Annotated in this window: 30 protein-coding genes; 24 read left to right on the top strand and 6 right to left on the bottom strand. The window is 70.3% G+C overall.

Going from position 1 to position 26,244, the window contains the following annotated elements; genetic code table 11:
* Nucleotides 1-518: carbohydrate binding domain-containing protein (locus NON19_RS29320; RefSeq protein ID WP_255932172.1), on the bottom strand; the 518-nt coding region annotated here is incomplete at its 3' end.
* A gap of 224 nt (nucleotides 519-742) precedes the next feature.
* On the opposite strand from NON19_RS29320, the gene NON19_RS29325 reads away from it, so the two are divergent.
* The 14 genes from NON19_RS29325 to NON19_RS29390 all read left to right on the top strand — a co-directional run bounded on the left by NON19_RS29325 (nucleotide 743) and on the right by NON19_RS29390 (nucleotide 11,850).
* Complete coding sequence (locus NON19_RS29325) at nucleotides 743-1,579, top strand: hypothetical protein (protein WP_255932173.1); 837 nt, start codon at nucleotides 743-745, stop codon at nucleotides 1,577-1,579.
* A 43-nt stretch (nucleotides 1,580-1,622) separates the two neighbouring features.
* Nucleotides 1,623-2,333 (top strand): Flp pilus assembly protein CpaB, encoded by a 711-nt coding sequence (cpaB, locus tag NON19_RS29330; RefSeq protein WP_255932174.1) that lies wholly within the window; start codon nucleotides 1,623-1,625, stop codon nucleotides 2,331-2,333.
* Between the two features lie 7 nt (nucleotides 2,334-2,340).
* Nucleotides 2,341-3,612 (top strand): CpaE/TadZ family protein, encoded by a 1,272-nt coding sequence (locus NON19_RS29335; RefSeq protein WP_255932175.1) that lies wholly within the window; start codon nucleotides 2,341-2,343, stop codon nucleotides 3,610-3,612.
* 2 nt (nucleotides 3,613-3,614) lie between these two features.
* Complete coding sequence (locus NON19_RS29340; protein WP_255932176.1) at nucleotides 3,615-3,989, top strand: TadE/TadG family type IV pilus assembly protein; 375 nt, start codon at nucleotides 3,615-3,617, stop codon at nucleotides 3,987-3,989.
* A gap of 26 nt (nucleotides 3,990-4,015) precedes the next feature.
* Nucleotides 4,016-4,363 carry a TadE/TadG family type IV pilus assembly protein gene (locus NON19_RS29345; RefSeq protein WP_308213757.1) on the top strand — a complete coding sequence of 116 codons (348 nt, stop codon included), beginning with the start codon at nucleotides 4,016-4,018 and terminating at the stop codon, nucleotides 4,361-4,363.
* Complete coding sequence (locus NON19_RS29350; protein WP_255932178.1) at nucleotides 4,360-5,703, top strand: TadA family conjugal transfer-associated ATPase; 1,344 nt, start codon at nucleotides 4,360-4,362, stop codon at nucleotides 5,701-5,703. The genes NON19_RS29345 and NON19_RS29350 overlap by 4 nt, the downstream gene beginning before the upstream one ends.
* A 44-nt stretch (nucleotides 5,704-5,747) precedes the next feature.
* On the top strand, nucleotides 5,748-6,665 hold the full coding sequence (locus NON19_RS29355; RefSeq protein WP_255932179.1) for a type II secretion system F family protein: 918 nt from the start codon (nucleotides 5,748-5,750) through the stop codon (nucleotides 6,663-6,665).
* Nucleotides 6,658-7,560 (top strand): DUF5936 domain-containing protein, encoded by a 903-nt coding sequence (locus NON19_RS29360; protein WP_255932180.1) that lies wholly within the window; start codon nucleotides 6,658-6,660, stop codon nucleotides 7,558-7,560. The genes NON19_RS29355 and NON19_RS29360 overlap by 8 nt, the downstream gene beginning before the upstream one ends.
* Nucleotides 7,557-8,873, top strand: a complete 1,317-nt coding sequence (locus tag NON19_RS29365) for a sensor histidine kinase (RefSeq protein WP_255932181.1) — start codon at nucleotides 7,557-7,559, stop codon at nucleotides 8,871-8,873. Before NON19_RS29360 ends, NON19_RS29365 begins: the two co-directional genes overlap by 4 nt.
* A complete protein-coding gene (locus NON19_RS29370; RefSeq protein ID WP_255932182.1) occupies nucleotides 8,870-9,589 on the top strand; it encodes a response regulator transcription factor in 720 nt (239 codons plus the stop codon). The genes NON19_RS29365 and NON19_RS29370 overlap by 4 nt, the downstream gene beginning before the upstream one ends.
* A gap of 116 nt (nucleotides 9,590-9,705) precedes the next feature.
* Nucleotides 9,706-9,939, top strand: a complete 234-nt coding sequence (locus NON19_RS29375) for a hypothetical protein (RefSeq protein ID WP_255932183.1) — start codon at nucleotides 9,706-9,708, stop codon at nucleotides 9,937-9,939.
* Nucleotides 9,940-9,941: 2 nt separating this feature from the next.
* Entirely contained in the window at nucleotides 9,942-10,613 is a 672-nt protein-coding gene (locus NON19_RS29380) for a pilus assembly protein TadG-related protein (protein ID WP_255932184.1), read from the top strand.
* Between the two features lie 32 nt (nucleotides 10,614-10,645).
* Nucleotides 10,646-11,230, top strand: a complete 585-nt coding sequence (locus NON19_RS29385; protein WP_255932185.1) for a hypothetical protein — start codon at nucleotides 10,646-10,648, stop codon at nucleotides 11,228-11,230.
* Nucleotides 11,231-11,241: 11 nt separating this feature from the next.
* Nucleotides 11,242-11,850: an OmpA family protein gene (locus NON19_RS29390; RefSeq protein WP_255932186.1), complete on the top strand. Its 609-nt coding sequence runs from the start codon at nucleotides 11,242-11,244 to the stop codon at nucleotides 11,848-11,850.
* A gap of 3 nt (nucleotides 11,851-11,853) precedes the next feature.
* On the opposite strand, the gene NON19_RS29395 is transcribed toward NON19_RS29390, so the two are convergent.
* A complete protein-coding gene (locus tag NON19_RS29395; protein ID WP_255932187.1) occupies nucleotides 11,854-12,213 on the bottom strand; it encodes a DUF192 domain-containing protein in 360 nt (119 codons plus the stop codon).
* A gap of 509 nt (nucleotides 12,214-12,722) precedes the next feature.
* Here NON19_RS29395 and NON19_RS29400 point away from each other — a divergent pair.
* The gene (locus tag NON19_RS29400) at nucleotides 12,723-13,274 is read left to right on the top strand and encodes a hypothetical protein (RefSeq protein ID WP_255932188.1); all 552 of its coding nucleotides are present in this window, start codon (nucleotides 12,723-12,725) and stop codon (nucleotides 13,272-13,274) included.
* The gene (locus NON19_RS29405; RefSeq protein WP_255932189.1) at nucleotides 13,274-13,960 is read left to right on the top strand and encodes a prepilin peptidase; all 687 of its coding nucleotides are present in this window, start codon (nucleotides 13,274-13,276) and stop codon (nucleotides 13,958-13,960) included. The genes NON19_RS29400 and NON19_RS29405 overlap by 1 nt, the downstream gene beginning before the upstream one ends.
* A 157-nt stretch (nucleotides 13,961-14,117) precedes the next feature.
* Here the strand turns inward: NON19_RS29405 and mgrA are convergent, their stop codons facing one another.
* On the bottom strand, nucleotides 14,118-15,161 hold the full coding sequence (gene mgrA, locus NON19_RS29410; protein ID WP_255932190.1) for an L-glyceraldehyde 3-phosphate reductase: 1,044 nt from the start codon (nucleotides 15,159-15,161) through the stop codon (nucleotides 14,118-14,120).
* Between the two features lie 200 nt (nucleotides 15,162-15,361).
* Here mgrA and NON19_RS29415 point away from each other — a divergent pair, with 200 nt between their 5' ends.
* The 4 genes from NON19_RS29415 (at nucleotide 15,362) to NON19_RS29430 (ending at nucleotide 20,452) form a co-directional block, all read left to right on the top strand.
* The gene (locus NON19_RS29415; protein WP_303654487.1) at nucleotides 15,362-16,123 is read left to right on the top strand and encodes an isoprenyl transferase; all 762 of its coding nucleotides are present in this window, start codon (nucleotides 15,362-15,364) and stop codon (nucleotides 16,121-16,123) included.
* A 348-nt stretch (nucleotides 16,124-16,471) separates the two neighbouring features.
* Nucleotides 16,472-17,812 (top strand): RNA 5'-3' helicase PhoH2, encoded by a 1,341-nt coding sequence (gene phoH2, locus NON19_RS29420; protein ID WP_255932192.1) that lies wholly within the window; start codon nucleotides 16,472-16,474, stop codon nucleotides 17,810-17,812.
* A gap of 443 nt (nucleotides 17,813-18,255) precedes the next feature.
* The gene (locus NON19_RS29425; protein ID WP_452672745.1) at nucleotides 18,256-18,951 is read left to right on the top strand and encodes an aggregation-promoting factor C-terminal-like domain-containing protein; all 696 of its coding nucleotides are present in this window, start codon (nucleotides 18,256-18,258) and stop codon (nucleotides 18,949-18,951) included.
* Between the two features lie 157 nt (nucleotides 18,952-19,108).
* On the top strand, nucleotides 19,109-20,452 hold the full coding sequence (locus NON19_RS29430; RefSeq protein ID WP_372514337.1) for an AI-2E family transporter: 1,344 nt from the start codon (nucleotides 19,109-19,111) through the stop codon (nucleotides 20,450-20,452).
* 143 nt (nucleotides 20,453-20,595) lie between these two features.
* Here the strand turns inward: NON19_RS29430 and NON19_RS29435 are convergent, their stop codons facing one another.
* Both NON19_RS29435 and NON19_RS29440 read right to left on the bottom strand, forming a co-directional pair.
* A complete protein-coding gene (locus NON19_RS29435; protein WP_255932195.1) occupies nucleotides 20,596-21,129 on the bottom strand; it encodes an alkyl hydroperoxide reductase in 534 nt (177 codons plus the stop codon).
* Between the two features lie 2 nt (nucleotides 21,130-21,131).
* Nucleotides 21,132-21,686 carry a peroxiredoxin gene (locus tag NON19_RS29440; protein WP_255932196.1) on the bottom strand — a complete coding sequence of 185 codons (555 nt, stop codon included), beginning with the start codon at nucleotides 21,684-21,686 and terminating at the stop codon, nucleotides 21,132-21,134.
* A 342-nt stretch (nucleotides 21,687-22,028) separates the two neighbouring features.
* Here NON19_RS29440 and NON19_RS29445 point away from each other — a divergent pair, with 342 nt between their 5' ends.
* A complete protein-coding gene (locus NON19_RS29445; RefSeq protein ID WP_255932220.1) occupies nucleotides 22,029-22,949 on the top strand; it encodes a phosphotransferase enzyme family protein in 921 nt (306 codons plus the stop codon).
* A gap of 3 nt (nucleotides 22,950-22,952) precedes the next feature.
* On the opposite strand, the gene NON19_RS29450 is transcribed toward NON19_RS29445, so the two are convergent.
* The gene (locus NON19_RS29450) at nucleotides 22,953-24,323 is read right to left on the bottom strand and encodes an NsdA family TPR-like regulatory protein (protein WP_255932197.1); all 1,371 of its coding nucleotides are present in this window, start codon (nucleotides 24,321-24,323) and stop codon (nucleotides 22,953-22,955) included.
* Between the two features lie 262 nt (nucleotides 24,324-24,585).
* Between NON19_RS29450 and NON19_RS29455 the strand changes: the two genes are divergently transcribed.
* From NON19_RS29455 to NON19_RS29465, 3 genes are all read left to right on the top strand, one after another.
* Entirely contained in the window at nucleotides 24,586-25,083 is a 498-nt protein-coding gene (locus tag NON19_RS29455; protein WP_255932198.1) for an ATP-binding protein, read from the top strand.
* Between the two features lie 395 nt (nucleotides 25,084-25,478).
* Complete coding sequence (locus NON19_RS29460; protein WP_255932199.1) at nucleotides 25,479-25,730, top strand: DUF7848 domain-containing protein; 252 nt, start codon at nucleotides 25,479-25,481, stop codon at nucleotides 25,728-25,730.
* Nucleotides 25,730-26,152 carry a hypothetical protein gene (locus tag NON19_RS29465; RefSeq protein ID WP_255932200.1) on the top strand — a complete coding sequence of 141 codons (423 nt, stop codon included), beginning with the start codon at nucleotides 25,730-25,732 and terminating at the stop codon, nucleotides 26,150-26,152. The genes NON19_RS29460 and NON19_RS29465 overlap by 1 nt, the downstream gene beginning before the upstream one ends.
* Nucleotides 26,153-26,244 lie beyond the last annotated feature (92 nt).

Genomic DNA, 26,244 nt, shown 5'->3' on the forward strand with positions numbered 1-26,244 from the left:
TAGTACGCGGGCTGCCCGTACCAGCCGTGCAGGTAGACGGTGACCGACGTGGTGTTCGCACCGGTGGTGAAGCTGGTGCTGAGCTGGGTGTACGAGGAGGCCGACGGGGTCCAGGTGGACGGGTCGGTACCGCCGGTGCCGGTAGCGCCGAGGTAGACGTAACTGCCCTGTACCCAGGCGCTCAGCGTGTAGGTGGAGTTCGGCCGCACGCTGACGACCTGCGAGCACTGGGCGTCGTCGGACGCGGTCGGGGTCGCCTTCAACGCGGAACTGCCGCTGTGTACAGGAGCGTTGACCGTGGCGCCGCTGTTGCCGGTGCAGGTCCACCCGGTCAGACCGGACTCGAAGCCGGGGTTGGCGGCGAGGTTGGCGTCCGCGGCGTGCGCGGTGGAGATGGTGGCGCCCAGCCCGAGTCCGGCGGCGGTCAGGGCGGCCGCGGTGAGCAGGGGGAGGGTGCGCCGGTTTCGGCGGCGGTGGTCCGGGTCCGGACCGGGAAGTCTGTGGCGGGAACCTGACATTGAGGCCTCCTGGGGGCGACGCCCGCGCGTCGGGAGGTTGAAGTGGGGGTTGGTACAGACCAACGTGGTCCAGACCAGTGCGGGGTGTCAAGAGGAACGACGGCAGTCCTCAGGGTTGCTGAGCGTTGCGGTTGGGTAGCACAAGGCCCTGCTCATCCCGTAAATCCTGGATAGGCTGCGCACGTTGAGAGGTGGAGACCGCAGTGGCTGGGGGTCCGCGGGCCATGTCGACCGTCATCGGCGTCACCAGCGAGGACATGCTGCTGCCTGTCCTCGCCCAGCACACCCCGTCGGCGATCGTGCTGCCCGCGCCCGGCCAACAGCCGCTGGAACAGGCGCTCACCGAGACCTGGGCCGCGCTGGAGGCGGTCGGGCACCTGGTCGTCGTGGTGCCCGCGGCACTGCCCGCGGAGCACCGAATCCGGCTGCACTCGTTACGTTCGCTACTGGAGAGCGACCGGATGGCGCTGGTCGAGATCGACCTGCCGCCGCTGGCGTTGGCGCTGCTGGTCCACCAGTTACGGCAGATATCCCAGTACGACCTGGGCCCCGGGGTGATCGCGTCCGCCGCACGGTTGCTCGCCCACTACCTCTACGCCGGTGCGGTACTCGGCAGCGTCGCCCGGCTCGACCGGGTCGAGGTGGGCCTCGGCTCCCATCTGAAGTCCTGGGTGCCCGGCGCCCGGTTCGCCGCGCTGGCCACTCCCGAGGCGCGGCTGGAACCACTGACCGACGAACTGCGGCTGCCCGGACCCAACTACGCCACCCATCTCGCCTTCGGCACACACGGGTTCGGCGACGACTGGGTGCGTGGCCGACTCGGCCAGGAGTGGAACTGCCAGTACGTGTGCGAGGTGCCGCTGCCCGGGCAGTCCGTCCGCTGGTGGGGCACCGGCAAACTCACCGAGTTCGCCGCCTACATCGCCGATGTCGGCGTCCTGTACCAACTGGTGTCCTCCGCGCACCGTGAACCCTGCCGCTGGTGCGGCCTCGAACTCGTCGGTGACCGCTGTGCGTTCTGCGAGGCCGCGCCCCCGGCCGACCACAGGCGCACCGGTTGAAGCCGCCTTCGCCCGTACCCTCCCAACGAGATTGGTCCTGTCGATGAACTCACGTCAGCGGCGCGGCGTCATCCTGCTCGTGCTGTCCGGCCTGTGCGCCTTCGCGGCGTTCTTCGGGGTGCTGTCGCTCGTCAACGATGTGGATTCCAAGGTCGGTCCGGAGGTCTCCGCGTACGAGCTCAAGCAGGACGTGTCCGCGTACTCGACGCTGACCGCCGACCAGTTCGACAAGGTCTCGATACCGCAGCGCTGGCTGCCGCCGACCGCGGTCACCGACCTGAACGCCGTCACCGGCAAGGTCGCCGCCACCGATCTGGCCAAGGGCTCGCTGCTGCAACGGGACATGATCTCCGGCCAGCCGCAACTCAAGCCCGGTGAACAGGAGATCGCCATCATGGTGGACGCCGAGACCGGGGTGTCGGGCGAGATCCACCCCGGGAACACCGTCAACATCTTCGCCACCTTCCCCGGCAACGGGAACAACCAGCGCAACGAGTCGCGGATTATCGTCGCCGGAGCCCGAGTGCTGAAGATCGGCAGCCAGACCCCGATCAGCAAGACCAGCGACCAGCCCGACGGCCGCCGCACCACCCAGGCGGTGCCGATCACCTTCGCCCTGGACACCGAGGACGCCCAGCGTGTCGCCTACGCCGAGGCCTTCGCCACCCACGTCCGGCTGGCCCTCATCGCCCCCGGAAGCGACACCTCCATCCCGTCCGCCGACCGGACGTACACCCTCGAAGGCGACAAGTGAGGGCGGCATGAACCTGCGCATCCTGCCCGCGATCGGCGACCCGGACACCGCCCGGGCCACCAGCACGCTGCTCAGCCAACTACCCGGCGCCGAACCGGCGGTTCCGGTGGCGGACTCCACCGCGCTGCTGGGCACCCTGGCCGCCTCCGGCGCCGACGAACTGCCCGAGGTGGTGCTGGTCCACGACCGCGTAGGGCCGCTTCCGGCACTGGAGCTCGTACGGGAGGTCGCACTGCGCTTCCCCACCGTCGGCGTGGTGCTGCTGTGCGCCGACCACGGCCCGGCGCTGTACTCGGCGGCCATGGACGCGGGGGCGCGCGGGGTGATCGGGCTTCCGCTGTCCTACGAGGAGTTGGCGCCGCGGATACAGTCCGCGGCCGCCTGGGCGACCGGGGTGCGCCGCCACCTGGGCGCGGCGGAGGAGACGTACGCCGGTGGCACGGTCGTCACCGTGTCCGGGGCGAAGGGCGGGGTGGGCGCCACCGTCACCGCCGTCCAACTGGCGCTGGCCGCACGGGCTTCGGGAAAGTCGGTGGCGCTGGCCGACATGGACCTGCAGACCGGGGACGTCGCCTCCTACCTCGACGTACGGTTCCGCCGTTCGATCGCCGACCTCGCCGAGATCAACGACGTCTCGGCACGAGTGCTCGCCGACGCGATGTTCACCCACGGCAGCGGGATCGCCCTGCTGCTCAGCCCCGCCGAGGGCGAACAGGGCGAGGCGGTCACCGACCGGGCCGCCCGGCAGGTCGTCACCGCCCTGCGCGCCCGGTTCGACGTCGTACTGATCGACTGCGGCAGCCAGTTGAGCGGCGCCAGCGCGGTGGCCGTGGAGATGGCTGACACCGCGCTGCTGGTCACCACCCCCGATGTGGTCGCGGTGCGGGCCACCAAGCGCACGGTGCGGCTGTGGGACCGGCTCCAGGTGCGCAAGCCGCAGGACACCTGCGTGGTGGTCAACCGCTACTCCCGGCACACCGAGATCCAGCCCGCGCTGATCGAGCGGATCACCGGCACCAGGGCCGCAAGGTCCACGGTCCCGGCCGCGTTCAAGGAGTTGCAGGCGGTGGTGGACTCCGGCCGTATGCACGAACTCGACAGTCGCAGCACCGTCAAGCAGGCGCTGTGGTCACTCGCCGCCGAGCTGGGCATCGCGGGCGGCCAGGGCCACGGCGGCCCGACGGCGCCCGAGCGCACCGCGCACCGGCTCGGCCGACGCGCGGAGCGCCGCGCCCTCGGCAGGGGCACGGACAACGCGGCTACCGGCGGCGGGAGTTGAACGTGAGGATCCAGGCACCGCGGTCGTCCGACCGGGGACAGGTCAGCGTGGAACTGCTCGGCATCACCCCGCTGATCCTGCTCGTGCTGCTGCTCGTCTGGCAGTTCGTGCTGGTCGGCTACACCTACACGCTCGCCGGTAACGCCGCCGACGAGGCCGCCCGCGCCGCGGCCGTCGGCTCCGACCCGCAGGCGGCCGCCCAACGGGACCTGCCGGGAGCCTGGTCGGACGGCGCCGCGGCCTCGGTGGCCACCGGCGCGGACGTGGTGACCGCACGGGTCGCGCTGCACGTCCCGATGCTGGTTCCCGGATTCCTCGACGTACCGGCGCTCACCGTGACCGGTGAGGCGGGGGCGGGGCGGGAGCGGCGGTCGTGAGGCGGCGCGGGGCGGGAGCGGCGGTCGTGAGGCGGCGCGGGGCGGACCGCGGCTCGGCGTCCATCGAGTTCCTCGGCTTCCTGCCGATCCTGCTGCTGGTCGCACTGGCGGGCGTGCAGCTGGGGCTGGTCGCGTACGTGGGCACGCAGGCCGGAACGGCCGCCAGGACCGCCGCGCGTACCGACGATCCGGCCGCGGGCACGGCGGCGGTCAGCGGCTGGCTGCGCGGCGGCGGCACGCACGTGGCCGTCTCGGACGGCGGCGACGCGGTCCAGGCCACCGCCACCATCGCGATCCCCTCGGTGTTCCCCGGGGTCAGCCTTTTCGGTCCGGTGACGCGCAGCGCCACCATGCCCAGGGACGGTGCGCCATGAGCAGTCTGCGGGCCCGTATCGCCGCGCCCGAGGAGAGCGGCGGACGGCACCAGGAAGCCCAACTCATCGCCGTCTACCGGGCGAAGCTGCTGGAGGAGATCGACCTCGCGGAGATGTCGGCGCTGGCGATGGCCGAGCGGCGGGCCCGGCTGGAGCGGGTGCTGGGGCACATCATCAGCCGTGAGGGGCCGGTGCTCTCCACCCGGGAGCGGACCTCGCTGATCCGCCGGGTGGTGGACGAGGCGCTGGGCCTGGGCGTGCTGGAGCCGCTGCTGGAGGACGCCTCCATCACCGAGATCATGGTCAACGGTCCGGACCAGGTGTATGTGGAGCGGAACGGGCGGGTCGAGCTGGTGGGCGCGCGGTTCGCCAGTACCGAGCAGTTGATGCAGACCATCGAGCGCATAGTCTCGGCCGTCAACCGGCGGGTGGACGAGTCGAATCCGATGGTGGACGCCCGGCTGCCGTCCGGCGAGCGGGTCAACGTCATCATTCCGCCGCTGTCGTTGACCGGGCCCACCCTGACCATCCGGCGCTTCCCGCGCAGCTACACACTGGGCGAACTGCTCGAACTCGGCTCGCTCGACGAGCAGATGGTGCTGCTGCTGTCCGGGCTGATCCGGGCCAGGTTCAACGTGATCGTCTCCGGCGCCACCGGGTCCGGCAAGACGACGCTGCTCAACGCGCTGTCCGGGCTGATCCCCGGCGGGGAGCGGATCATCACCGTGGAGGACGCGGCCGAGCTCCAGCTCCAACAGGAGCATGTGATCCGGTTGGAGAGCCGCCCGCCGAACGTGGAGGGCAAGGGGCAGATCACCATCCGCGATCTGGTGCGCAACTCGCTGCGGATGCGCCCCGACCGGATCATCGTCGGTGAGGTGCGGGGCGGGGAGACGCTGGACATGCTCCAGGCGATGTCCACCGGGCACGACGGGTCGCTGGCCACGGTGCACGCCAACTCGGCGGAGGACGCGCTGATGCGGTTGCAGACGCTGGCGTCGATGAGCGAGGTGAAGGTTCCGTTCGAGGCCTTGCGGGACCAGATCAACAGCGCGGTGGATGTGATCGTCCAGCTCACCCGCAGCCCCGACGGGGCCCGGCGGGTCACCGAGGTCGCCATGCTGGGGTCCCGCTCGCGCGAGGCGTACCAGCTCGCGACGGTCTGCCGCTTCCAGGCCGAGCCCATGGCCGCGGACCGTGTGGTCCGCGGCCGCTTCCGCCACTTCCCGCTGCCACGGCGGGTGGCCGACCGTCTCCACCTCGCCGGTGAGGCGGTACCGCCCGCGTTCGGCGTTGCCGCGACCGAGGACCACCTGACGGTGAGGAGGGTGCAGGGGTGAGGGTTCTTTCTCTGGGGGGCTCCGCTCCCCAGGCCCCCCTTTGGGTGGGGCTCGCAGGTGCCCTGGCCGCCTGCGTGCTGGCCGTGTGGGGGGTGCACGCGTGGGCGGCCGGCCGGGCCGCGCGCCAGGCGGTCATCGAGCGGCTGACCGGCGAGGAGCCCATCACCGTCTCCCGGCGGGTGCGGTTCGCGGCGCTTGACACAGCCGTGCGGCGCACCCGCCTCGGGCGGTGGCTGGAGCGGCGGCTCGCCGCCACCGGACTGGGCATCAGCCCGGGGGAGTTCGGTCTCTGCCTGGCCGTCGCCGTAGCGGGGCTGTGGCTGCTGGCGGCCGCGGTCCTCGCGCCGTTCTTCGGGCCGATCGCCGGGGCGGTCGCGGTGTGGTCCGCGTACGCCTTCCTCGCCTGGCGGCGGCAGAAGCGGATCGAGCGCTTCATCGGGCAACTCCCCGAGTTGTCACGGTTGTTGGCCAACGGTTCCCAGGCGGGGCTGGCGCTGCGCACCGCCATCGGCATGGCCGCCGACGAGTTGGACTCCCCGGCGGGCGAGGAGCTGACCCGGGTGGCCGACGCGCTGGCCGTCGGTCACCCGCTGGAGGACGCGCTGGGCGACCTCAAGGAGCGGCTGCCGTCACGGGAGTTGGCGGTACTCGTCACCACACTGGTGCTTTCCAGCCGCGCGGGCGGCACCCTGGTGGAGTCACTGCGCAATCTGACCACGACGTTGGAGGAGCGCAAGGAGACCCGGCGCGAGGTCCGCACCACGCTCAGCCAGGTCACCATCACCTCCTACGCCGTACCGGCGATCGGCCTGGGCACATTGCTGCTGATGAACCGGATGGCGCCCGGCTCGCTGGACGCCATGACCGGCACCTGGCTCGGGCAGTTGGCGGTGATCGTGGCCATCGCGCTGTACGGGGTCGGATTCCTGCTGATCCGGAGGATGGCGAAGATCGATGTCTAGCCCTGGGGTGGCCCTGCTGCTGGCCGCGCTGAGCGCACTCGCCGTCGTGGGCGCCGGGTACGGCATCGCGCTCTACCGCCGCTCGGCCCGGCTCCCGGACGACCTCGCGCTGGCCCTCGAGGTGGGCGCGAGCCGTACCACCGCGGTCGGCTCGGTGATCGACCGGCTCGGCATGCGCCACGCACCGACGGTGCTGCGGCTGATGGGACCGCTACGGGTGGCCCGGCTGCGCCGCAGGCTCGACCTCGCCGGTAATCCCGGCGGGCTGACCGTCGACCGTTACGCGGCCCGCCGCGCGGTCTACGGACTGCTGGGTTTCGGCGGCGGGTTGGTGCTGCTGCTCAAAGGGGAGTGGATCCTCACCCTGGTGCTGTTCGCGTTCGGCGTGTGGTGGACGGACATCGGCATCTGGCTGGCGATCCGGCAGCGCAAGGACGAGATCGAGCGCACCCTGCCGGACTTCCTCGACGTCCTCGCGGTGGTGGTCAGCGCCGGACTCGGCTTCCGCCAGGCGCTGGAGCGGGTGGCCGACAACTACCGGGGGCCGTGGGCCGACGAGATCCGGATCACCCTGCGCCAGATGGACATGGGCGTCAGCCGACGGCAGGCGTTCGACGAGCTGCGCAGGCGCAACGACTCGGAAGAGGTCGCCCAGTTCACCACCGCCCTGCAGCAGGGCGAGGAGCTGGGCGCGCCGATCGCCGACACGCTGATCCAGATCGCCAAGGACATGCGTCGCACCGACGCGCAGAACGCCCGCCGCCGGGCGGCCCGCGCGGTGCCGAAGTCAACGGTGGTGATCACCACGTTCATGGTCCCGGCGACGATGATCCTGCTGCTGGCGGTGCTGTTCCTGGGCAACAACGTGAGCTTCGGACAGGTGCTGGGCAAATGAGCGGATCGGGCGAAGCGGTGCGGGCCTTCGGCGGGTTACGGCTGGCTCCCCCGAGGACCCGGGTGTCGTCGGCTACCGGCAACCCGGCGCTCACCTTGCAGATCTCCGCCCTGCAGGCGCTGTGCCGCCAGGTCTTCGGCTTCCGGCTGGCCATGCTGGCCCTCGCCTCGCCGATCGCCCTGCTCCGGGTGGCGCCCGGGCCCACCGCCTGGATCGCCGGATCCGCGGTGGTCATCACGTTCATGGGGGCGTACGTACTGTTCCGCGACTGGGAGCGGTTCGGCCCGCTGCTGCTGCGGCATCCCGCGCTGCTGGCGGTGGACACCGTGTTCGCCGCGGTGCTGCTGACGGTCGGCACGACGCACAGCCCGCTGGCGTATGTGACGGTCAGCACGCCGCTGCTGGCGGGGCTGGTGTACGGGTGGCGCGGCTCGGCGCTGTTCACCACCATCCAGGTGCTGGTGGTGGCCGGGGCGTCCTCGGTCGACGTACGCGAGCACGCCACCGTCGCGGGGTCGCTGCTGCTGTCCGGGTTCTGCGTGATCTTCGGCGTGGTCGGGGTGAGTCTGCGGCGGCTGGTGCTCGGCTTCGGTGCGGCGACCAGGGCGCTGACTGAGACCCGCTACCGGCTCGCGGTCACCGAGGCCGCGGTCGCCGAACGGGCCCGGCTGGCCCGGGAGATGCACGACTCGGTGGCGAAGACGCTGCGCGGCGTCACCATGGCCGCCGAGGCGCTCGCCGCCCGCGCCGACCGGCTGGCCCCGGCCGCGGTGCGCGAACAGGCCGAGCTGATCGCCAGAGCCGCCCGCCGGGCCGCCGCCGAATCCCGGGAGCTGCTGGGCGAACTGCGCCGCACCCCGGAGCAGTTGGACGCACCGCTGGCCGACGACCTGGCGGCGCAACTCGACGCCTTCCGCGCCCGCACCCAACGCCCTGTCAGCTTGCGGAGGTTGGGCGGCGCGCCGATCCCGGCCGTACCGCGCCCGGTCGCCCGCCAACTGCTCGGGGTCGTCGCCGAGGCGCTGGAGAACATCCACCGGCACTCGGGTGCCAGCCGCGCCGAGGTGGCCGTCGGCGTCGTGGACCGGTCGCTGCTGCGGATCAGCGTGACCGACGACGGCCGCGGTCTGCCGCCCGGCACCACGCTGGAAACCCTGCGAGCCAACGGGCACTTCGGGGTGGTGGGCATGGTCGAGCGGGCCGCCGCGATCGGCGCGCGGCTGCGCATCGGCACCGGCCGGACCCAGGGCGGCACCGAGGTGCGGCTGGAACTGCCGGTTCCGGTACCGGACGAGCCCAGGGGGGCGCCATGAACGCGGTGCGGGTGCTGATCGCCGACGACAACCCCGTGGTGCGGGCGGGGTTGGCGGCGCTGCTCACGGCACAGGACGGCATCGAGGTGGTGGCCGAGGCGGCGGACGGCCGCCAGGCATGTGCCGCGGCGGCCGAACACCGGCCGGACGTGGTGCTGCTCGACGTACGCATGCCGGTGCTGGACGGTCTGGCGGCGCTGCCGTGTCTGGTGCCGATCGCGCCGGTGCTGATGCTGACATACAGCCGGGAGGACGAGGTGGTGCGGGCGGCGGTGCGCGGCGGGGCGGGCGGCTATCTGGTGCACGGTGAGTTCACCGCCGACCAACTGGTGGGCGCGGTACGGGACATCACCGAGGGGCGGGCGTGTCTGACCACGTCGGCGGCGAGCGCGCTCATGGCGCACACCCGGGCGCGCACCCCGGGGCGATCTTTGCAATCGCAACACGCCCCTTTGCAAGTGCAATCGGATGTGGCACAGTCGGTGAGCGCCGGAGTGGACCGGGCCCGGTACGGGCTCAGCCAACGGGAGGAAGAGGTCATGGAGTTGATCACCGGTGGCATGACCAACCACCAGATCGCCGCGGCCTGCTTCATCAGCGAGAAGACGGTGAAGAACCACATCAACCGGATCTTCGCCAAGCTGCACGCCGCCAACCGCAGCCAGGCCATCGCCGTATGGCTCGGGACCGTACGGGGACCGGTGCGTCATGGCTGACCGGTACGGCGTGAAGTCCGTTGGCTGGGCCCGTGATTGGGCCCGTGGACCCTTGGCCGGGCCCGGTGACGCCGCGTACCGTGCGCGCGTCTCACCCGTCGCTGGAAGGGGTCAACGTGCCGAAGAACCTCGCGCTCAAGGCGGCCACCGCCACCCGGATCCGGGTCAGCGGCTGGAAGGACACCGCGGTCGCCGCGCTCAGGTCCCGCGCGGACCAGGGGCAGACTTCGGTGGAGTACCTGGGGATCATCGGCGTGGTGGTGCTGATCGTCGCCGCGATCCTGGGCACCAACATCGGCCAGACCATCTACAACGCGATCACCTCGGAGATCGCCAAGGTCACCAAGTAGGAATGCGGCCCGGCCCGGCCGACGCCCGACGCGACCGGGGGCAGGCGCTGCCCGTCTACCTCACGGTGATCGGCGCCCTGCTCCTGCTCGCCTTCGCGTACTTCGCCGTCGGCCAGGCCGCGGCCACCAGGAACGGCGCGCAGACCGCCGCCGACGCCGCGGCGCTCGCCGCCGCCCAGGACACCCGCGCCCAACTGCGCGACGCGCTGCTCGACGCCTTCCGCTCCGGGCGGCTGGACGGCCTCGGCGCCCTGCTCGGCGGGCAGTTGCCGGACCCGACGGACGACCCCTGCCAGCGCGCCGGTTCCTTCGCCGCCGCCAACAAGGCCCACACCACCGACTGCCACCCGGTGACCACCGACGACGGGCTGAACGGCTACGCCGCCTCCGTCGAGACCGACTACACCGTCGGCACCTCGGTGGTGCCCGGCACCGAGCGCCGCACGGCACACGCCAGCGCGACCGCAGCCATCGAGCCGCTGTGCCAGTGGCGGGGCGCCCAGCCGTCCGCGTCGCCCACTCCTTCGGCCAGCCCCACCCCGTCGCCCTCGCCCAGCGGCACACCCTCGCCGGGCACGCTGCTGTGTGACGGGCGGAACTGGGTCGTCGACCCGGCGAACCTCACGCTCTTCCCGTCCGCGGCGGAACTGTTCTCCGTCCGACTGACCCGCTGACACCACACACCGGACGACCGAAGGAACGGCATATGAGGACTGGGCAGACCAAGCGCACCGGCTCTCGTGCGACGGCGGTGGTGCTCGCCGCCGCGCTGGGCCTCGCCCTGGCCGGGTGCGGCAGCGGGGGCGCCAAGTCCCGGACCGCGTCGGCCAGTTCGTCAACGGCCCCGGCCAGCACGGCCAGCGGCGCCCCCGCCGCACCGGCCGACCCCAGCCAGGTGCTCGCCACCATCAAGGGGCCGGACGGCATCGTGCTGACCATCAACTCGGCCAAGCGGGAGGCCGGTGGCTTCGTCACCGTCACCGGCACCGTGAAGAACACCGGCAGCCAGCCCTTCAGCCAGGCCGGTTCCTGGCGCGGCGACGAGGAGGAACTCCAGAAGAACGGCGGCTCGTTGGCCGGGGCCACCCTGGTCGACACCCTCGGCAAGAAGCGCTACTACGTACTGCGCGACACCGAGGGCCGCTGTCTGTGCTCCACCGGCCTGGACATCATCCAGCCCGGCGCGACCATGCCGGTCTTCGCGCAGTTCCCGGCGCCGCCCGCGACCACCACACAGGTGGACTTCGACCTGCCGACCCTCCCCACCGCGTCGATCGTGATCTCGCAGTGAGGACGGCCAGGATGAAGCACCTCGTCACCGCCACCGCCGCGGCCCTGCTGCTCACCGCCGTCAGCGGCGCCGCCCGCGCCGACTCCCCGTCCCCCGAACCGCTGCCGTCCACCTCGTCCGCGCCGCCCGTTCGGGTGGACCCGCACGCACCGGGGCTGAAGCTGATGCCGGGCGCCACCCTCGCGGCGCCCAAGGTGCTGGACATCAAGACCGTGGTGGAGGACTCCAACGGCGACGAGCGGCGCTCCGACACGCCCGCCGACGTGACGTTCTCCCTCCAGTCCGAGGTGCTGTTCGACAAGGACAGCTCCGTGCTCAGCCCGGACGCCCGCTCCCGCGTCCAGGCCATCGCGGACGAGATCAACCGGCAGAACGCCAGGACGGTGCAGGTCTTCGGCTTCACCGACAACCTCGGCTCGCACGAGCACGGCGTCGAACTGTCCAAGCAACGCGCCGAAGCCGTCTACACGTTGCTCGCCCAGGACCTCACGGCCGACGGCGGCATCCAGTTCGACGTACGCGGCTACGCCGAGGACTTCCCCATCGCCGACAACTCCACCGAGGACGGCCGCCGCAAGAACCGCCGGGTGGAGATCACCTTCCCCAAGGCACAGGGCTGACCGTCAGCCCTCGACCTCCAGCACCACGCCGGGCCGCACGCCCCATCCCGCCATCGCCCCGGCCGCCGCCTCCAGCACGTGCCAGGAGCGCGGCCGCGGCAGCCCGAGCCGCCCCGGCGCCATGGTGCGCACCGCCAGCACCCGCAGCCGCCGGTCGAGATAGGCGACGTCGATCGGAAAGCGCATCCGGAAGGTGTGCACCCCGCTCGCCGGGGTCAGCAGCAGCGCCCCCTCGATGCCGTCCCGGCCCAGCAGACCGCGGGTGCGGGCACGGTACGAAGCCGCGATCTCCAGCCGGACCGGCCCGCCGTCCGCGCCGCACACCCGCAGGGTGCCGGTCCCGTCGCGCCACCGTCGTCCCATCACGATCCTCCCCGCGTCAATCCGCGTCCGGTCCGTCATCCCCCCGCTTCGACCCCCTTCTGACCCCGTCAGAACCAGCCATCCCCCTAATCCGGTGTCGGAGGGCCGCCAAGTGGGCCGGAGCGCGCTACAGTGAAAGTCCCCCCCTCGGGCCGATCCGCAACCCACCCCGCGGATCGGCCCGTTTTCTGTGCCCACACTGTGGCGCCCGTCACAGGCCGGATCGCCCACGCGTCGTCAGCGCTTCATCCACTCGTTGCGATTCGGACACGGCGGTACGCGACAGTGGATCACCGCGGTCGCCGCCGCCGTCATCCGGTGCGCGCCGGGCGCTAGCAGCGGAAACGTTGGCGCACCGGGCGCGGTGGGAATGCCCACCGGGACGGTGTTCCGGCAGCCGCGGCGCCCGTCCGCACCCGAGGATCGCGGGTCCCCGCGGGTAACGTAAGGACGGTAACGGTGGAGATCTGCGCGAATCGTCGTACCGCGCCCCGGAAGCCTGTGTGAGGGTGAGTGTGAACAGCTCGGTCGGCACAACCAAGCGGTGGGGCAGAGCCCTCGGTGCCGTGGGTGCCGTGCTGCTGCTCGGGTCGGCAGCGGTTGGCTGCGGTGTCGGCCGTGGCGCGCCGGACGGCTGGACGTACGTCAACGCGCAGGGCATCGCCTTCGCCGTCCCCAAGGACTGGAAGGCGCTCCCCGCCAACGCTCTGCCCAACGGCGTGCTGGCCTCCGCGGTGTGGAAGCAGGACGGTGAACCGGTCGGCGAGGTCCAGGTGCTGTCCGGCGCCAAGCAGGAGCGGCCCAAGGGCGTCAAGGTCAAGAACAGCGCCGACTTCAAGCTCGGCGGCAAGCCCGCCGCCCAGGTCAGCTACATCTACCGTCCGAGCCTGGACAGCCCCAGGCTGCGCGTCCTGGACATCACCGCGCGCAACGCCCAGGGCAAGCCGGTGCAGGTCCGGATCAGCGGAACCACCTCCGACCTCACCCTCGACACGATGAACCGGATCGCCAACAGCATCCAGATCGGCACCATCGGCAAGGGCAACCTCCTCAAGGCCTGATGCACGCGTTACTCGTCGCTGCCGCCGCCCTGTGGGGTCTGGCGTCCGGTGCCGCCGTGCCGCGCGCCGCGCACCGGCTCGCGGTGGAGCCGGGCCAGCAGTGGCGGCCCGGTGAGCGGCCGGGGTGGCGCGGCTGGATCGGGCCGCCCGCGACGGTACGCGACGGCCGCCCCGCCGTACTGGCCGCCGCGATATGCGCCGCGCTCGCCCAACGGGTGGGCGCCCGGCCGGAGTTGGCGGTCTGGCTGCTGCTGGTACCGCTGTGCGTACTGCTGGCCCGGGTGGACGTAGCGGTACGGCGGCTGCCGGACGTGCTGACGGTTCCGGCCGCCGCCGGGACGGCCCTGCTTCTGGGCGCGGCGGCGCTGTTTCCCGGGCACACCGGGTCCTGGCCGCGGGCGCTGCTCGGCGCTCTCGTACTGGGCGCGGGCTACTTCGTCCTGGTGCTGGCCAACCCCGGTGGAATGGGCCTGGGGGATGTGAAGCTGGCGCCCACGATAGGGCTGGCGCTCGGCTGGTACGGGTGGCCGGTGCTGTTCGTCGGCACGTTCCTGGGCTTCGCGCTCGGCGGGGTGACGGGCCTCGTTCTCCTCACCGCCCGGCGCGCCGACCGCCGAACGGCGATCGCGTTCGGCCCCTTCATGCTGCTCGGCGCGCTGTTGGGAGTGCTGCTCGGCGCGGGCTGAGCGCCCGCGCCGCGGGGAGGTGTGGGGGCTTGCCCGCGCGACGGCGAGCAACCCCACGGCGGGGTCCGGTGGTGCCGAACCGACCGCGACCCGGACCCCGGACCGCAGACCCCGGACCCCGGACCGCAGACCCCGGCCCCCGACCCCGGCCGGAGGCTCAACCCTCGCTGCTGCGCGCCCAGATGTTGACCTCTCCCGTGACCTTGGCTAGCGAGTCGATCTCGGCCAACTCCTCGTCGGTGAGCGCGGCCGCGCCGACCGCCGCGACGTTGGCCTCCAACTGCGCCACACTGGACGCCCCGACCAGCGCGGAGGTCATCCGCTGGTCGCGCAGCACCCAGGTGAGCGCGAGTTGGGCCAGCGACTGGCCGCGCCGCCGGGCGATCTCGTTCAGCCCGCGCAGCCGCTCCACCACCTCGTCGGTGAGCAGCTTCGGATCCAGCGACTTGCCCTGGCTGGCCCGCGAGCCCTCCGGAACGCCCCGCAGATAGCGGTCGGTGAGCAGGCCCTGCGCCAGCGGGGCGAAGGCGATGCAGCCCATGCCCTCCGCCTCCAGGGCGTCCAGCAGCCCGTCGTCCTCTATCCACCGGTTGATCATCGAGTACGACGGCTGGTGGATCAGCGCGGGCACCCCCATCTCGCGCAGCAGCAGCGCCGCGTCCACGGTGCGCGCCGCGCTGTAGGAGGAGACGCCGACGTACAGCGCCTTGCCCTGGTGGACCGCGGACGCCAGGGCGCCCATGGTCTCCTCCAGCGGGGTGTCCGGGTCGAACCGGTGCGAGTAGAAGATGTCGACGTACTCCAGACCCATCCGCCGCAGCGACTGGTCGAGGCTGGCCAACAGGTACTTGCGCGAACCCCATTCGCCGTACGGCCCCGGCCACATGTCGTACCCGGCCTTGGTGGAAATGACCATCTCGTCACGGTATGGGCGGAAATCCTGGTCCAGCAGCTTGCCGAAGTTGGACTCGGCGGCGCCGTACGGCGGGCCGTAGTTGTTGGCCAGGTCGAAGTGGGTGACGCCCAGGTCGAAGGCGCGGCGCAGGATCGCGCGCTGCGAGTCCAGGGTGCGGTCGTCGCCGAAGTTGTGCCACAGGCCCAGGGAGACGGCGGGCAGCTTCAGCCCGCTGTGGCCCGTGCGGCGGTACTCCATCGACGCGTAGCGCTCGTCGGCGGCGCGGTAGGGGGAGCGTACGTTCATGCGCCTCTCCCTATCACGGCGGCGTGACCGGACGGCGTACCTCGCGCGCACCGCGGTACGGCGGGCGCCGGGCCCGCTGGTGGCTGCCGGTCGCCGTGCGCACCCGAGTCGTAGTCGCCCGGCTCCCCGCAGTATGGTGGCCGGACGGGGCGTCGTTAGGGGTTCGAGGGTTCGAGGGGCTGTAAATGAGACTGCGCGACCTGCGGCTGCGGGACCTGGTCTACGGCCTCTACGCACACCGGGTGGAGTCCCACCTGGACCAGCGGCAGGTGCCGAAGCACATCGGCGTCATCCTGGACGGCAATCGGCGTTGGGCACGCGCCGCCGGCAGCACCACGGAGCAGGGCCACCAGGCGGGCGCCGACAAGATCGCCGAACTGCTCGGCTGGTGCGAGGAGACCGGTGTCGAGGTGGTCACCCTGTGGCTGCTGTCCACCGACAACCTCAACCGCCCGGCCGTGGAACTCAACCCGCTGCTCGGCATCATCGAGGGCGCGGTGACCGACCTGGCCTCCACCGGCCGATGGCGGGTGCACCACGTCGGACAGCTCGACCTGCTGCCCGCCCGGATGCAGGGCGTGCTGAAGGAGGCCGAGCAGGCCACCGACGGGGTGAACGGGCTGCTGGTCAACGTCGCCGTCGGCTACGGCGGACGGCAGGAGATCGCCGACGCGGTCCGGTCGCTGCTGCTCGAACACGCCGGGCGCGGCACCTCCATCGAGGACCTCGCGGAGATCCTCGACGTGGAGCACATCGCCGAGCACCTCTACACCCGCGGCCAGCCCGACCCCGACCTGATCCTGCGTACCTCCGGCGAACAGCGGTTGTCCGGATTCATGCTCTGGCAGAGCGCCCATTCGGAGTACTACTTCTGTGAGGTCTTCTGGCCCGCGTTCCGCAAGGTGGACTTCCTGCGCGCGTTGCGTGACTACGCGGCGCGCCACCGGCGGTACGGCAACTGACCGTTGCCCAGGGGGTGTATGCGGCGACAAGCGCCACATTCCCCCAAAAGACACGGCGCCGCATTCCGTAAACCCCCCGGCCGCAGGCGTATAGGGGGCCAGCTTCGAGGGAATACCCCCAACAGGCCGACGCCCGAGCCACGGGCGTCGGGACAAGCGGGTGGCAGGGTGCCGCCCGCCCGGGAGGCCCCTTGCGCACGGACGTGCTGTCAGCCGACGGCGATGGCCGCGTCATGACGGAGGGTCGCGGTCCGGCCCCCGTGGCCGTTCCCGGCCCAGTACCGCGCGACGCACGTGATGTCTGCGGCGCCGTCGCACCCAACCCTTCCCGAGGGGGTTCGTCCACCCGTGGTGACCAGCAAGAACCGCCGGGAGCACGACCGGCGCACCTATGTCCTCGACACCAGCGTGCTACTGGCTGACCCCAACGCCATCACACGGTTCGACGAGCACGAAGTGGTGCTCCCGGTCGTCGTGGTGACCGAGTTGGAGGCCAAGCGCCACCACCCCGAGCTCGGCTACTTCGCCCGCCAGGCGCTGCGGCTGCTCGATGAGTACCGGATCCGGCACGGGCGACTGGACGCCCCCATTCCGATCGGCGACCTCGGCGGGACTCTCAGGGTCGAGCTCAACCACTCGGACCCCGCCATACTGCCGCCCGGCATGCTCCCCCAGACAGCGGGCGGCCGGCTCGGTGACAACGACTCGCGCATCCTGGCGGTCGCCCGCAACCTGCAGGCCGAGGGGTACGACGTCACCGTCGTCTCCAAGGACCTTCCGCTGCGGGTGAAGGCGTCGTCGGTGGGTCTGTTGGCGGAGGAGTACCGGGCGGAACTGGCCATCACCTCCGGCTGGACCGGGATGGCGGAGCTCCAGGTGGCCGCGGACGACATCGACGCGCTGTTCGCCGACGAGCCGGTCGCGCTCCCGCTGGCGGCCGAACTGCCGGTGCACACCGGTCTGGTGCTCCAGTCGGAGCGCGGCAAGGCGCTCGGCCGGGTCACCGCGGACGGGCGGGTACGGCTGGTGCGCGGCGACCGGGAGGCGTTCGGGCTGCACGGCCGCAGCGCCGAGCAGCGCATCGCCCTCGATCTGCTGCTCGACCCGGAGGTGGGCATCGTCTCGCTGGGCGGCCGGGCGGGCACCGGCAAGTCGGCGCTGGCGCTGTGCGCGGGGCTTGAGGCGGTACTGGAGCGGCGGCAGCACCGCAAGGTGATGGTGTTCCGCCCGCTGTACGCGGTCGGCGGCCAGGAGCTGGGCTATCTGCCGGGCAGCGAGTCGGAGAAGATGAGCCCCTGGGCGCAGGCGGTCTTCGACACGCTGGGCGCGGTCACCTCGGCGGACGTGATCGACGAGGTGGTGGAGCGCGGCATGTTGGAGGTGCTGCCGCTCACCCATATCCGAGGCCGTTCGCTGCATGACGCGTTCGTCATCGTGGACGAGGCCCAATCACTCGAACGCAACGTTCTGTTGACCGTTCTGTCCCGTATTGGCGCAGGATCACGGGTTGTTCTCACCCATGATGTGGCACAACGGGACAATCTACGAGTCGGGCGGTACGACGGAGTGGTCGCGGTTGTCGAGAAGTTGAAGGGGCATCCGCTCTTCGCCCATGTGACCCTGAATCGTTCCGAACGCTCCCCGATTGCCGCACTGGTCACCGAGATGCTGGAGGATGTCCACATCTGACGGGGAGTTCGGGGGAGTTGCTCCCGAAGTCGCCGGGACAGAGCACTACTTCTGAGGCTGCTGCGCCCAAACGTGGGCGCAGCAGCCTAGTCGTGTCAGGGTGCGACGCGCCGAGATTTCCGCAAACCCGCAGGTCCAAACCTGGTGTGACGTTTGCCACGCAACTGGGAATTGCCTTGATGCGTCGCCGTCGGGCAGGGTGTGAGGCTGTCAGGCCCCGCTTACGGCACACCTACACCCCCAGTGGTGTGGAACCCCAGAACTGAACAGCGTTGCGCCGTAAGCCGCCCAGCACCACGCGGACCCCAAGTACCGGGGATCGCACCGGGCCAGTGCCTCCCGTGACCAGTCGGACCGAAAGGTCCGAACCAAGGGGAGGCCAGCGTCAGGGGCACGATTGCGTCCGCGCGGTCACCACGCGGGCGATGCTGGAAGGAAACCGAGTGAGCCGGATCTCCGTCCGGGGAATCGCCGTAGCGTCAGCCACCGCGGTCACCACCGTGGGTGCGGTCGTCGGCGTGGCCTCCGGCAGCGAGCCGACTGCCGCCGCCATGCAGCCCGTCGCCGACACCACGGCGCTGGACAACATCGACGCCGGTCAGCAGGCCACCGTCCAGGCCGCCTCGCTCACCGAGCAGGCCCAGACGCAGCAGGCCGCCGCCGACGCCGCCGCCAAGCAGCAGGCCGCCGAGGCCGCCCGCAAGCAGGCCGCCGCCGACGCCGCCAAGAAGAAGCAGGCGGCCGACGCCGCCGCGGCCAAGGCCAAGGAGCAGCACGACGCGCAGCAGGCCGCCAGCCGCGACGACTCGCGCAGCTCGCTGTCGACGCTGAGCAGCGGTGACTACTCCATCGCGGGCATCCAGGCGATGGCACAGCAGATCATCGGCGACGCCTCGCAGTTCCAGTGCTTCTCGCACATCGTGAACAACGAGAGCGGCTGGAACTACCAGGCCACCAACGCCTCCTCGGGCGCCTACGGCCTCGTGCAGGCGCTGCCCGGCTCCAAGATGGCCTCGGCCGGTGCCGACTGGCGCACCAACCCGGCCACCCAGATCAAGTGGGGCCTGAGCTACATGGACAGCCGCTACGGCAGCCCGTGTGGTGCGTGGGACTTCTGGCAGGCCAACAGCTGGTACTAGGCCGCCTGTCGCGGAACCGCTCGGGGGTCTGGGGGCTTTGCCCCCGGGCCCCTTCCGCTATGCGGCCCCGCCCCCCGAGCCGAGGCAACCCGCCATCCGGGTAACGTCGTCCTTCTCACGGGTTCGGGTACTGGGGATGGGGAAGGCAATGTCGCAGATGCGCCGATGGGGAGCGGGCTTCGCCACGAATCTGGCCACATTCGCCGACCGTCTCCAAGAGCGCCGCGCGGCTGTGGAACGCGAGGAGGACCTCCCCGCGGTGCCCGGTGAAGACGGCGCACCGCCGCCGGGCACCGAGCGAGCGGAGCCGCGCGCCGAATACGTACCACCGCCCCCCTCCTACGCGCCCGCCGTCTCCGCGCCGCGCGACCCGGTGCACGCCGTGCCGTGGGGCGTCCGGGTGGCCGCCGAGGTCGGCTGGCGCTTCCTGGTCCTGGCGGGCGCGCTCTACGTACTGATGCGCGTCATCAGCGCGGTGGAACTCGTGGTGCTCGCCTTCGTCGGCTCACTGCTGACCACCGCGCTGCTCCAGCCGACCGTCGCCATGCTCAAGCGCGCCGGACTGCCGCGCGGTCTGGCCACCGCGGTCACCTTCATCGGCGGGTTCGTGATCATCGGCCTGGTGGGCTGGTTCGTGGCCTGGCAGGTCATGGAGAACACCGACATGCTGTCCCAGCAACTCCAGGACGGCATCGGCCAGTTGAAGAAGTGGCTGCTCAACTCCCCGTTCCACGTCACCGAGACGCAGATCAACCAGATCGCCAAGAACCTCCAGCACGCCATCGGCACCAACGCGGAACAGATCACCTCCGCGGGCCTGCAGGGGGTCACCGTGGTGATCGAGGTGTTCACCGGCATCTTCCTGGCGATGTTCTCCACCTTGTTCCTGCTCTACGACGGGCGGAACGTGTGGCAGTGGGTGCTCAAGCTCTTTCCGCGGGACGCCCGGGAGGGCCTCGCGGGCGCCGGTCCGCGCGCCTGGCGGACGCTGACGCTGTATGTGCGCGGCACGGTGATAGTGGCCTTCATCGACGCGGTCTGCATCGGAGTCGGCCTCTACTTCCTCGGCGTGCCGATGGCGGTGCCGCTGGCCGTGGTGATCTTCCTGGGGGCGTTCATCCCGCTGGTGGGCGCGGTGGCATCGGGCGCGCTGGCGATGATCGTGGCGCTGGTGACCCAGGGGCCGTTCACCATGCTGATGGTGCTGGTGGTGGTGCTCGCCGTACAGCAGATAGAGGGGCACATCCTCCAGCCGTTCATCCTCGGCCGGGCGGTACGAGTGCATCCACTGGGCGTGGTGCTGTCGGTGGCCGCGGGTTCGCTCATCGCCGGAATCGGCGGCGCGGTGGTGGCGGTACCGCTGGTGGCGGTGACCAACACGGTGGTCGGCTACCTGCGCGCGCACGCCCAGGAGGCGGCTCTGCTGGCGGCCCCGGGTCCGCACGGGTCCACGGCGGTGGAGGTGGCGCCGGTCCGCAAGGATGTCCCGGAGGACTCCTAGCCGGGCCAACTCCTCTTCGGGCCAACTCCTCTTCGGGTCAACTCGCCTTCGGGCCAACTCGCCTTCGGGCCAACTCGCCTTCGGACAAAGCAGAACGGGGTCCGGGACCGAAAAGGTCCCGGACCCCGCTCAGGGGAGCTCGGTCAGGCGAGTGTCGCCTCGGCGTCAAGAGTGGTGCCGACCGCCTGAACGACGGCGGCGATCTTGAACGCCTCCTGGACCGTCTCGCGGTCCACACCCGCCTTCCGCAACACCTGCTCGTGCGAGTCCAGGCACATGCCGCAGCCGTTGATCGCGGAAACCGCGAGCGACCACAGCTCGAAGTCGGTCTTCTCCACACCCGGGTTGCCGATGACGTTCATCCGCAGCCCCGCGCGCAGGTTGCCGTACTCCGGGTCCGACAGCAGGTGCCGGGTCCGGTAGTAGACGTTGTTCATCGCCATGATCGCCGCCGCGGCCTTGGCCGCGGTGTACGCCTCGGGGCTGAGGTTGGCCTTGGCCTCCGGCTCCAACTCACGCAGCACGATCGGGCTGCGCGAGGCGATCGCGCAGGCGAGCACGGTGCCCCACAGCTGCTGCTGGGTCAGCGCGTCGTTGTTGCCGATCACCGAACCGAGGTTCAGCTTCAGGTCCTTGGCGTACTCCGGGAGCTGGGCCTTCAGCTCATCGAGTGCCATGGTCACTCACCGGCCAGCAGCTTGACCGGGTCCAGGGTCTCGTCGCCCTTGCTCCAGTTGCACGGGCACAGCTCGTCGGTCTGCAGCGCGTCGAGGACCCGCAGGACCTCCTTGGGGTTACGGCCGACGGAACCGGCGGTCACCATGGTGAACTGGATCTCGTTGTTCGGGTCCACGATGAACACCGCGCGCTGCGCGAAGCCGTCCTCGCCCTCGACACCGCACGCCCGCATCAGCTCGTGCTTGGAGTCGGCCAGCATCGGGAACGGCAGGTCGCGCAGGTCCTTGTGGTCCTTGCGCCAGGCGTGGTGGACGAACTCGGAGTCACCGGAGACCCCGAGGATCTGCGCGTCACGGTCCGCGAACTCGTCGTTCAGCTTGCCGAACGCGGCGATCTCGGTCGGGCACACGAAGGTGAAGTCCTTGGGCCAGAAGAAGACCACCGACCAACCCTTGTAGTCGTCGGAGCTGTACTCCTTGATCTCCAGCTTGTCATCGGACGGGCCTTCGACGCCCAGGAGCTTCCAGGCGGGGAACTTGTCACCAACGGTGAGCATCTGAGATGCCTCCACGATCATGAGGGGTTGGACTCAGCCAGGGTGCCACAGGGCCATTGATCCAGAAAAATTGCTACTCGCTGGATGATTGATTGGGATCTACGATCAAATGGCTGTCGCATTGATAAGCAGGCGGTGGGTGCGTTGACCCGGGCCTATTCCGCGCCTATGCGTGAGGAAGCTCACGCTCTGCTACCCCCTGGGCGCTGGTCCCGGTGCACAGATCACCCGTCCCCTCGTCTGCTTGCCTACCTGCTGGGTACGGTCGTTGTCGAGTTGCGCGCCGCTGACTGCCTCGGCGGCGCGCGGCATGAGTGTGCGACTAAGGGGAGTGGTACGGGCATGCCGTCTGGCGCTGGGACGAACGAGGGAGCGGGGTTCACATCGGCGGTTGCCGCACGTGTGATGACGGAGGCATGCCGACGAACGGCGCTCAATAGCGATGCGGCCAGACTGCTCCGCTTCGGGGAAAACGCGATCTTCAGGCTGGCGTCCCATCCCGTGGTCGTGCGGATCGCGCGCTCCACTGACTATCTGCCCTCGGTCCGCAACGAGGTGCACGTCTCGCGGTGGCTCGCGCGCGAGGGGCTTCCGGCGGCGCGGGTCGTGGACGACATCGAACAGCCGCTCATCATCGACGGACGCCCGGTGACCTTCTGGCACCTGATCGAGGAAGGTGACCGGAAGGCTACTTACGGGGAACTGGGCGCCATCCTGCGTGATCTCCACTCGTTGGAACTTCCAGCGGGATTGAAGCTTCCTTCGTACAGCCCGTTCGGGCGGACCGCTCTCCGTATCGACGCTGTGACTGGCATAAGCGAGGATGACCGTCAGTTCCTTCGGAAGCGTGGCCATGAACTGCGGGACCGGCTGGCGGAGTTGCGCTTCGAGTCGATGAAGGGTCCCGTTCACGGTGACGCACACGTGCAGAACCTCATGGTGGACGCCTGCGGTCAAGTGATCCTGATCGACTTCGAGGGCTTCTGCTACGACTACCCGGAATGGGACCTCATGGTCACCGCCACGGAGCATGACAGCCTGGGCTGGCAGACTCCTGAACAGTACGCGGAGTTCGTGGCGGCGTATGGCCGTGATCTGCGGGAGTGGGCGGGGTTCCCCACGCTGCGGGGGATCCAGGAATTCCAGATGACCACCTGGCTGATGCAGAACGTTGCCGAGAGTCCCGAGGCGGCGGAGGAGTACGCGCGCCGCATCGCCTCACTGCGCGATGACGACGCACCGCGGCACTGGCACCCAGGATGATGCCTACTCGTCGTCCAGCCGGGCCATAGCTTTGCGTACCTGCTCGTTGAACTGCTCGACGGCGGGATTACCCGTGTGGCCGGAGATCTCCCGCTGGAAGTCCGCCACGTAGCGCTGAAAGCGCGCGGACTGGAGTGCGTCTCCGCCGTCGACGGCCTGGCTAGCGGTGCGTGCCGCTGCCTCCAACTCGCCGTTGAGCAGCTGGCTCTGCGCGAGGACCATGCGGCAGAACCCCAAGGTGCGGGCGTATTTGGGGTCGGTGAGGGTAACAGCGCGTTCTGCGAAGTGAACGGCTTCCCGGCCCAGCTTGAGGTCCCGGAAGCAGTGGCAGAACTCGCCGACTAGTTCGGCTTCGTCCATGTACGACAGCCAGTCGGGATCGTCGCCGCCCTCGGCGCGCTCGAAGAACTTCTCTGCTTCGTTCATCGCGTGGGCCGCGCCCTTGTGATCGCGGGCGGTGGACAGCGCGCGGGCCTCGTGGCAGGAGAACAGGGCCATGGCGCGCGGGGTGGCGTGGCCGTTCCCTCCTTCGACAGACGCGCGGGCCAGTCGTACGGCGCGGGATGCTTGTCTCAAGTAGTTGGCCTGATGGCTCATGTTGGTCAGAATGCGCGCCCCCATCATCCGGTCGCCGGTGACTTGGGTAAGGCGCAGCGTTGACAGCATGTACCGGTTCGCCAATGCGTGATCTCCGGTGTCGTACGCGGTCCACGCGAGGAGTTGAGCGATTTCAGTCGCGGCGTTATACAGGGCGGCCCCGACCTTGGCGCTGAAGCTGGCGTTCAGCAGAGGTAGAACCTCCTCGCGGAAGTACACCCGCAAGGCCTTGTGGCCATGGCCGCCACCGAACTGGAAGTCCAGGCGCATGAACGCCTCTCCGGCTGCCCTGATGGCGGACACGTCACGCATCCCAACGCGGCGCGCGCCGGGCTTGTCCAGGACCAGCCCATCCGGACGGGCCAGGAACCACGAAAGTACGGCGGAGTCCATCTCCCCTTGGGGGATGAGTGGTTCCGCTGAAATGCCATCCTCGGGCCTGTGCTGGGTGAGTCCGTCCAGGATGCCTAACGCCTCGGTGAGGGACGTGGCGTAGGTCGTGCCGGTGCTGGGCGCGGCAGCCGTGATCCCCGGGAACCCGAGCGCTGCCGCCGTGACCTTGCGCCGAAGCTTCTCAGACAGCGCTTCCGCCAGGAATGACGCTGTCTCCGGCTGGATGCCGCTGCCGTCTAACCAGCGCTGCACGGACACATGCGTGGTGCCGACGTGCACCCCGTGCCGCTGCGCGACTTCGCGCACGCGCTTCGCCAGCCCCTTGTTCGTGGCTCCTGCTTCGGCCATGAGGGCGGCCAACTTGCGGTTGGGTTCCCTGCTCATGCTCCCCTGCCATCTCCAGGATGACGCCAAGTAACCATGGTGACACAGACGTTGTGGCTCAGGGGGGTTCACGCATGAACCCCCCGCAGACCCACCCCATGAACCCCGGTGTGCACGTGGACCCCCTCATGAACACTGCCGCTCGTCGCGCGTCCGCCGTTGACTGTTCGCACACGACGGCGGAACGCCAATCCGCCAGTGAGCAGAGGAGACTGCGATGGGATCGCGAACGCGGGAACTGCCCACGCGTACGGCGCTGCTCGTGACCGGGGAACACGGCGGCGTGGCGACGGCCGAACGCTTCCGTGGGATCACGCTCATGGCTGACGATCCTGAGACCGGGCGCGTCGCGCGGCGCATGGCCGTGGAAACCCTACGTGACTGGCAGCTGTCGCACTTGATGGACGATGTCGCGCTGTGCGTCTCTGAACTCGTGGGCAACGCCGTGCACCACGCGACTCCGGACGGCTGGCGGCCGGGGGACGATGGCGAACGCCGCGTTGGCGTCGGCTTCCGTCTCTGGCCACAGTGGCTTTTCGTGGAGGTCACCGACGAGGACTCCACACCCCCGATGCTCCCCGTGGGAGATCCCCTCGAACTCTCCTTGTCGGGAGCTTCACCGGACGTCCTGCTCCCCAACAGCGGGCGCGGGCTGGTCATCGTCCAGAACCTCGCTGATGCCACGTGGTGGGCGCCGCGTGAACTGGGCGGCAAGAGCGTCTTCTGTCGCTTCAACCTGAGCGGCGACGCCGGTACTTGAGTGCCGCCGCAGACTCCGAAGCAGTCATAGGCAGCCCGGCCCACCGTGGGTTGCGGTCGGGATGACGGCTTCGGTGACCGCTCCGACTCCGGGGCGGTAGGCGACCCCTGACGAGCGGGGTTCCCCTCCTGCTAGCAGGGGTCGCCCTTATCTGGCTTGACGGCTGATCGAACTTGACGAACACAAGGATGGTCACAGATGGCGAAGAAGGAAGCGCAGCGGGTGCGGCGCGGGGACCGTGTGAGCGTTCGCGGTGAATCGCGCGAGGTGAAGGCGGTCCGCACGGACCGAGCCTCCTCCGATGGCTCCGTGATCTTGGTCTTCAAGGCCGGAGGCCCGATGCGGGTCCGCGCCGACGAGCGGTTGGACGTTGATCGCGACGGTAGGGGCACACGGTGAGCGTCTCAGGTCAGGGCGCGGTCAAGTCGCGGGTGCGCTTCGCTCAGTGGGTACTGTCCACGGAGACGGCCAGCGGTCCGCCGATCCATGGCGCCGAGTGCGCCGAATGCGGCGAGGTGTCCGACGGGGCGGATGACTGGGACGGGCCGCAGATGTGGTGCCTTCAGCACGCGGGGCGGACTGGTCACACGTTGTTCCGTGGCACGGTCACCGGGTACTTCCGGGCGTCGATGCAGGAGGTGCTGTGATGGCCAGCTCTGCGCTGCACAGTGGTTGCCTGCTGACCGGTTGCGAACTGTGCGGGGGTCTCGTTGCCGCGTCGGCGCTGCGGGCTGAGCGCCACTACCGCATGGTGGACGAGGACGAAGTGGATGTTCCGGAGGCCGCGACGCGGCTCGTGTGCGCGGATGTCCTCGCGTGCTACGCGCGGGCGCTGCGGCCGGACGAATGGGAGCGGCTGTGCGCGTGGGTGCCGATCGTCTGTGAGCCGGAGGACGGGGCACCGTTGTGGATGTGCCATCTGTGCCATGTCCCTGCGACGGGGGATGAGCTCTCGATCAGTCGTGTGCGCGATGAGGACGGCTCGTGGACCGTGATCAGCTGCGCGGATGAGTCGGCCTGCGACAGGCGGCAACGCGTCGGCGCGGGGCCTCCCGATCCCTTCTGGTGACCTTCTGCGGCGTCAGCCATAACCGAAGAGCGTGACCGGACCACCCCTATCGGCCTGGCAGCTTCCGGGGTGGTCCGGCGGAGATCCGCGAG

Source organism: Streptantibioticus rubrisoli (assembly GCF_024436055.1).
Lineage (GTDB): Bacteria > Actinomycetota > Actinomycetes > Streptomycetales > Streptomycetaceae > Streptantibioticus_A > Streptantibioticus_A rubrisoli.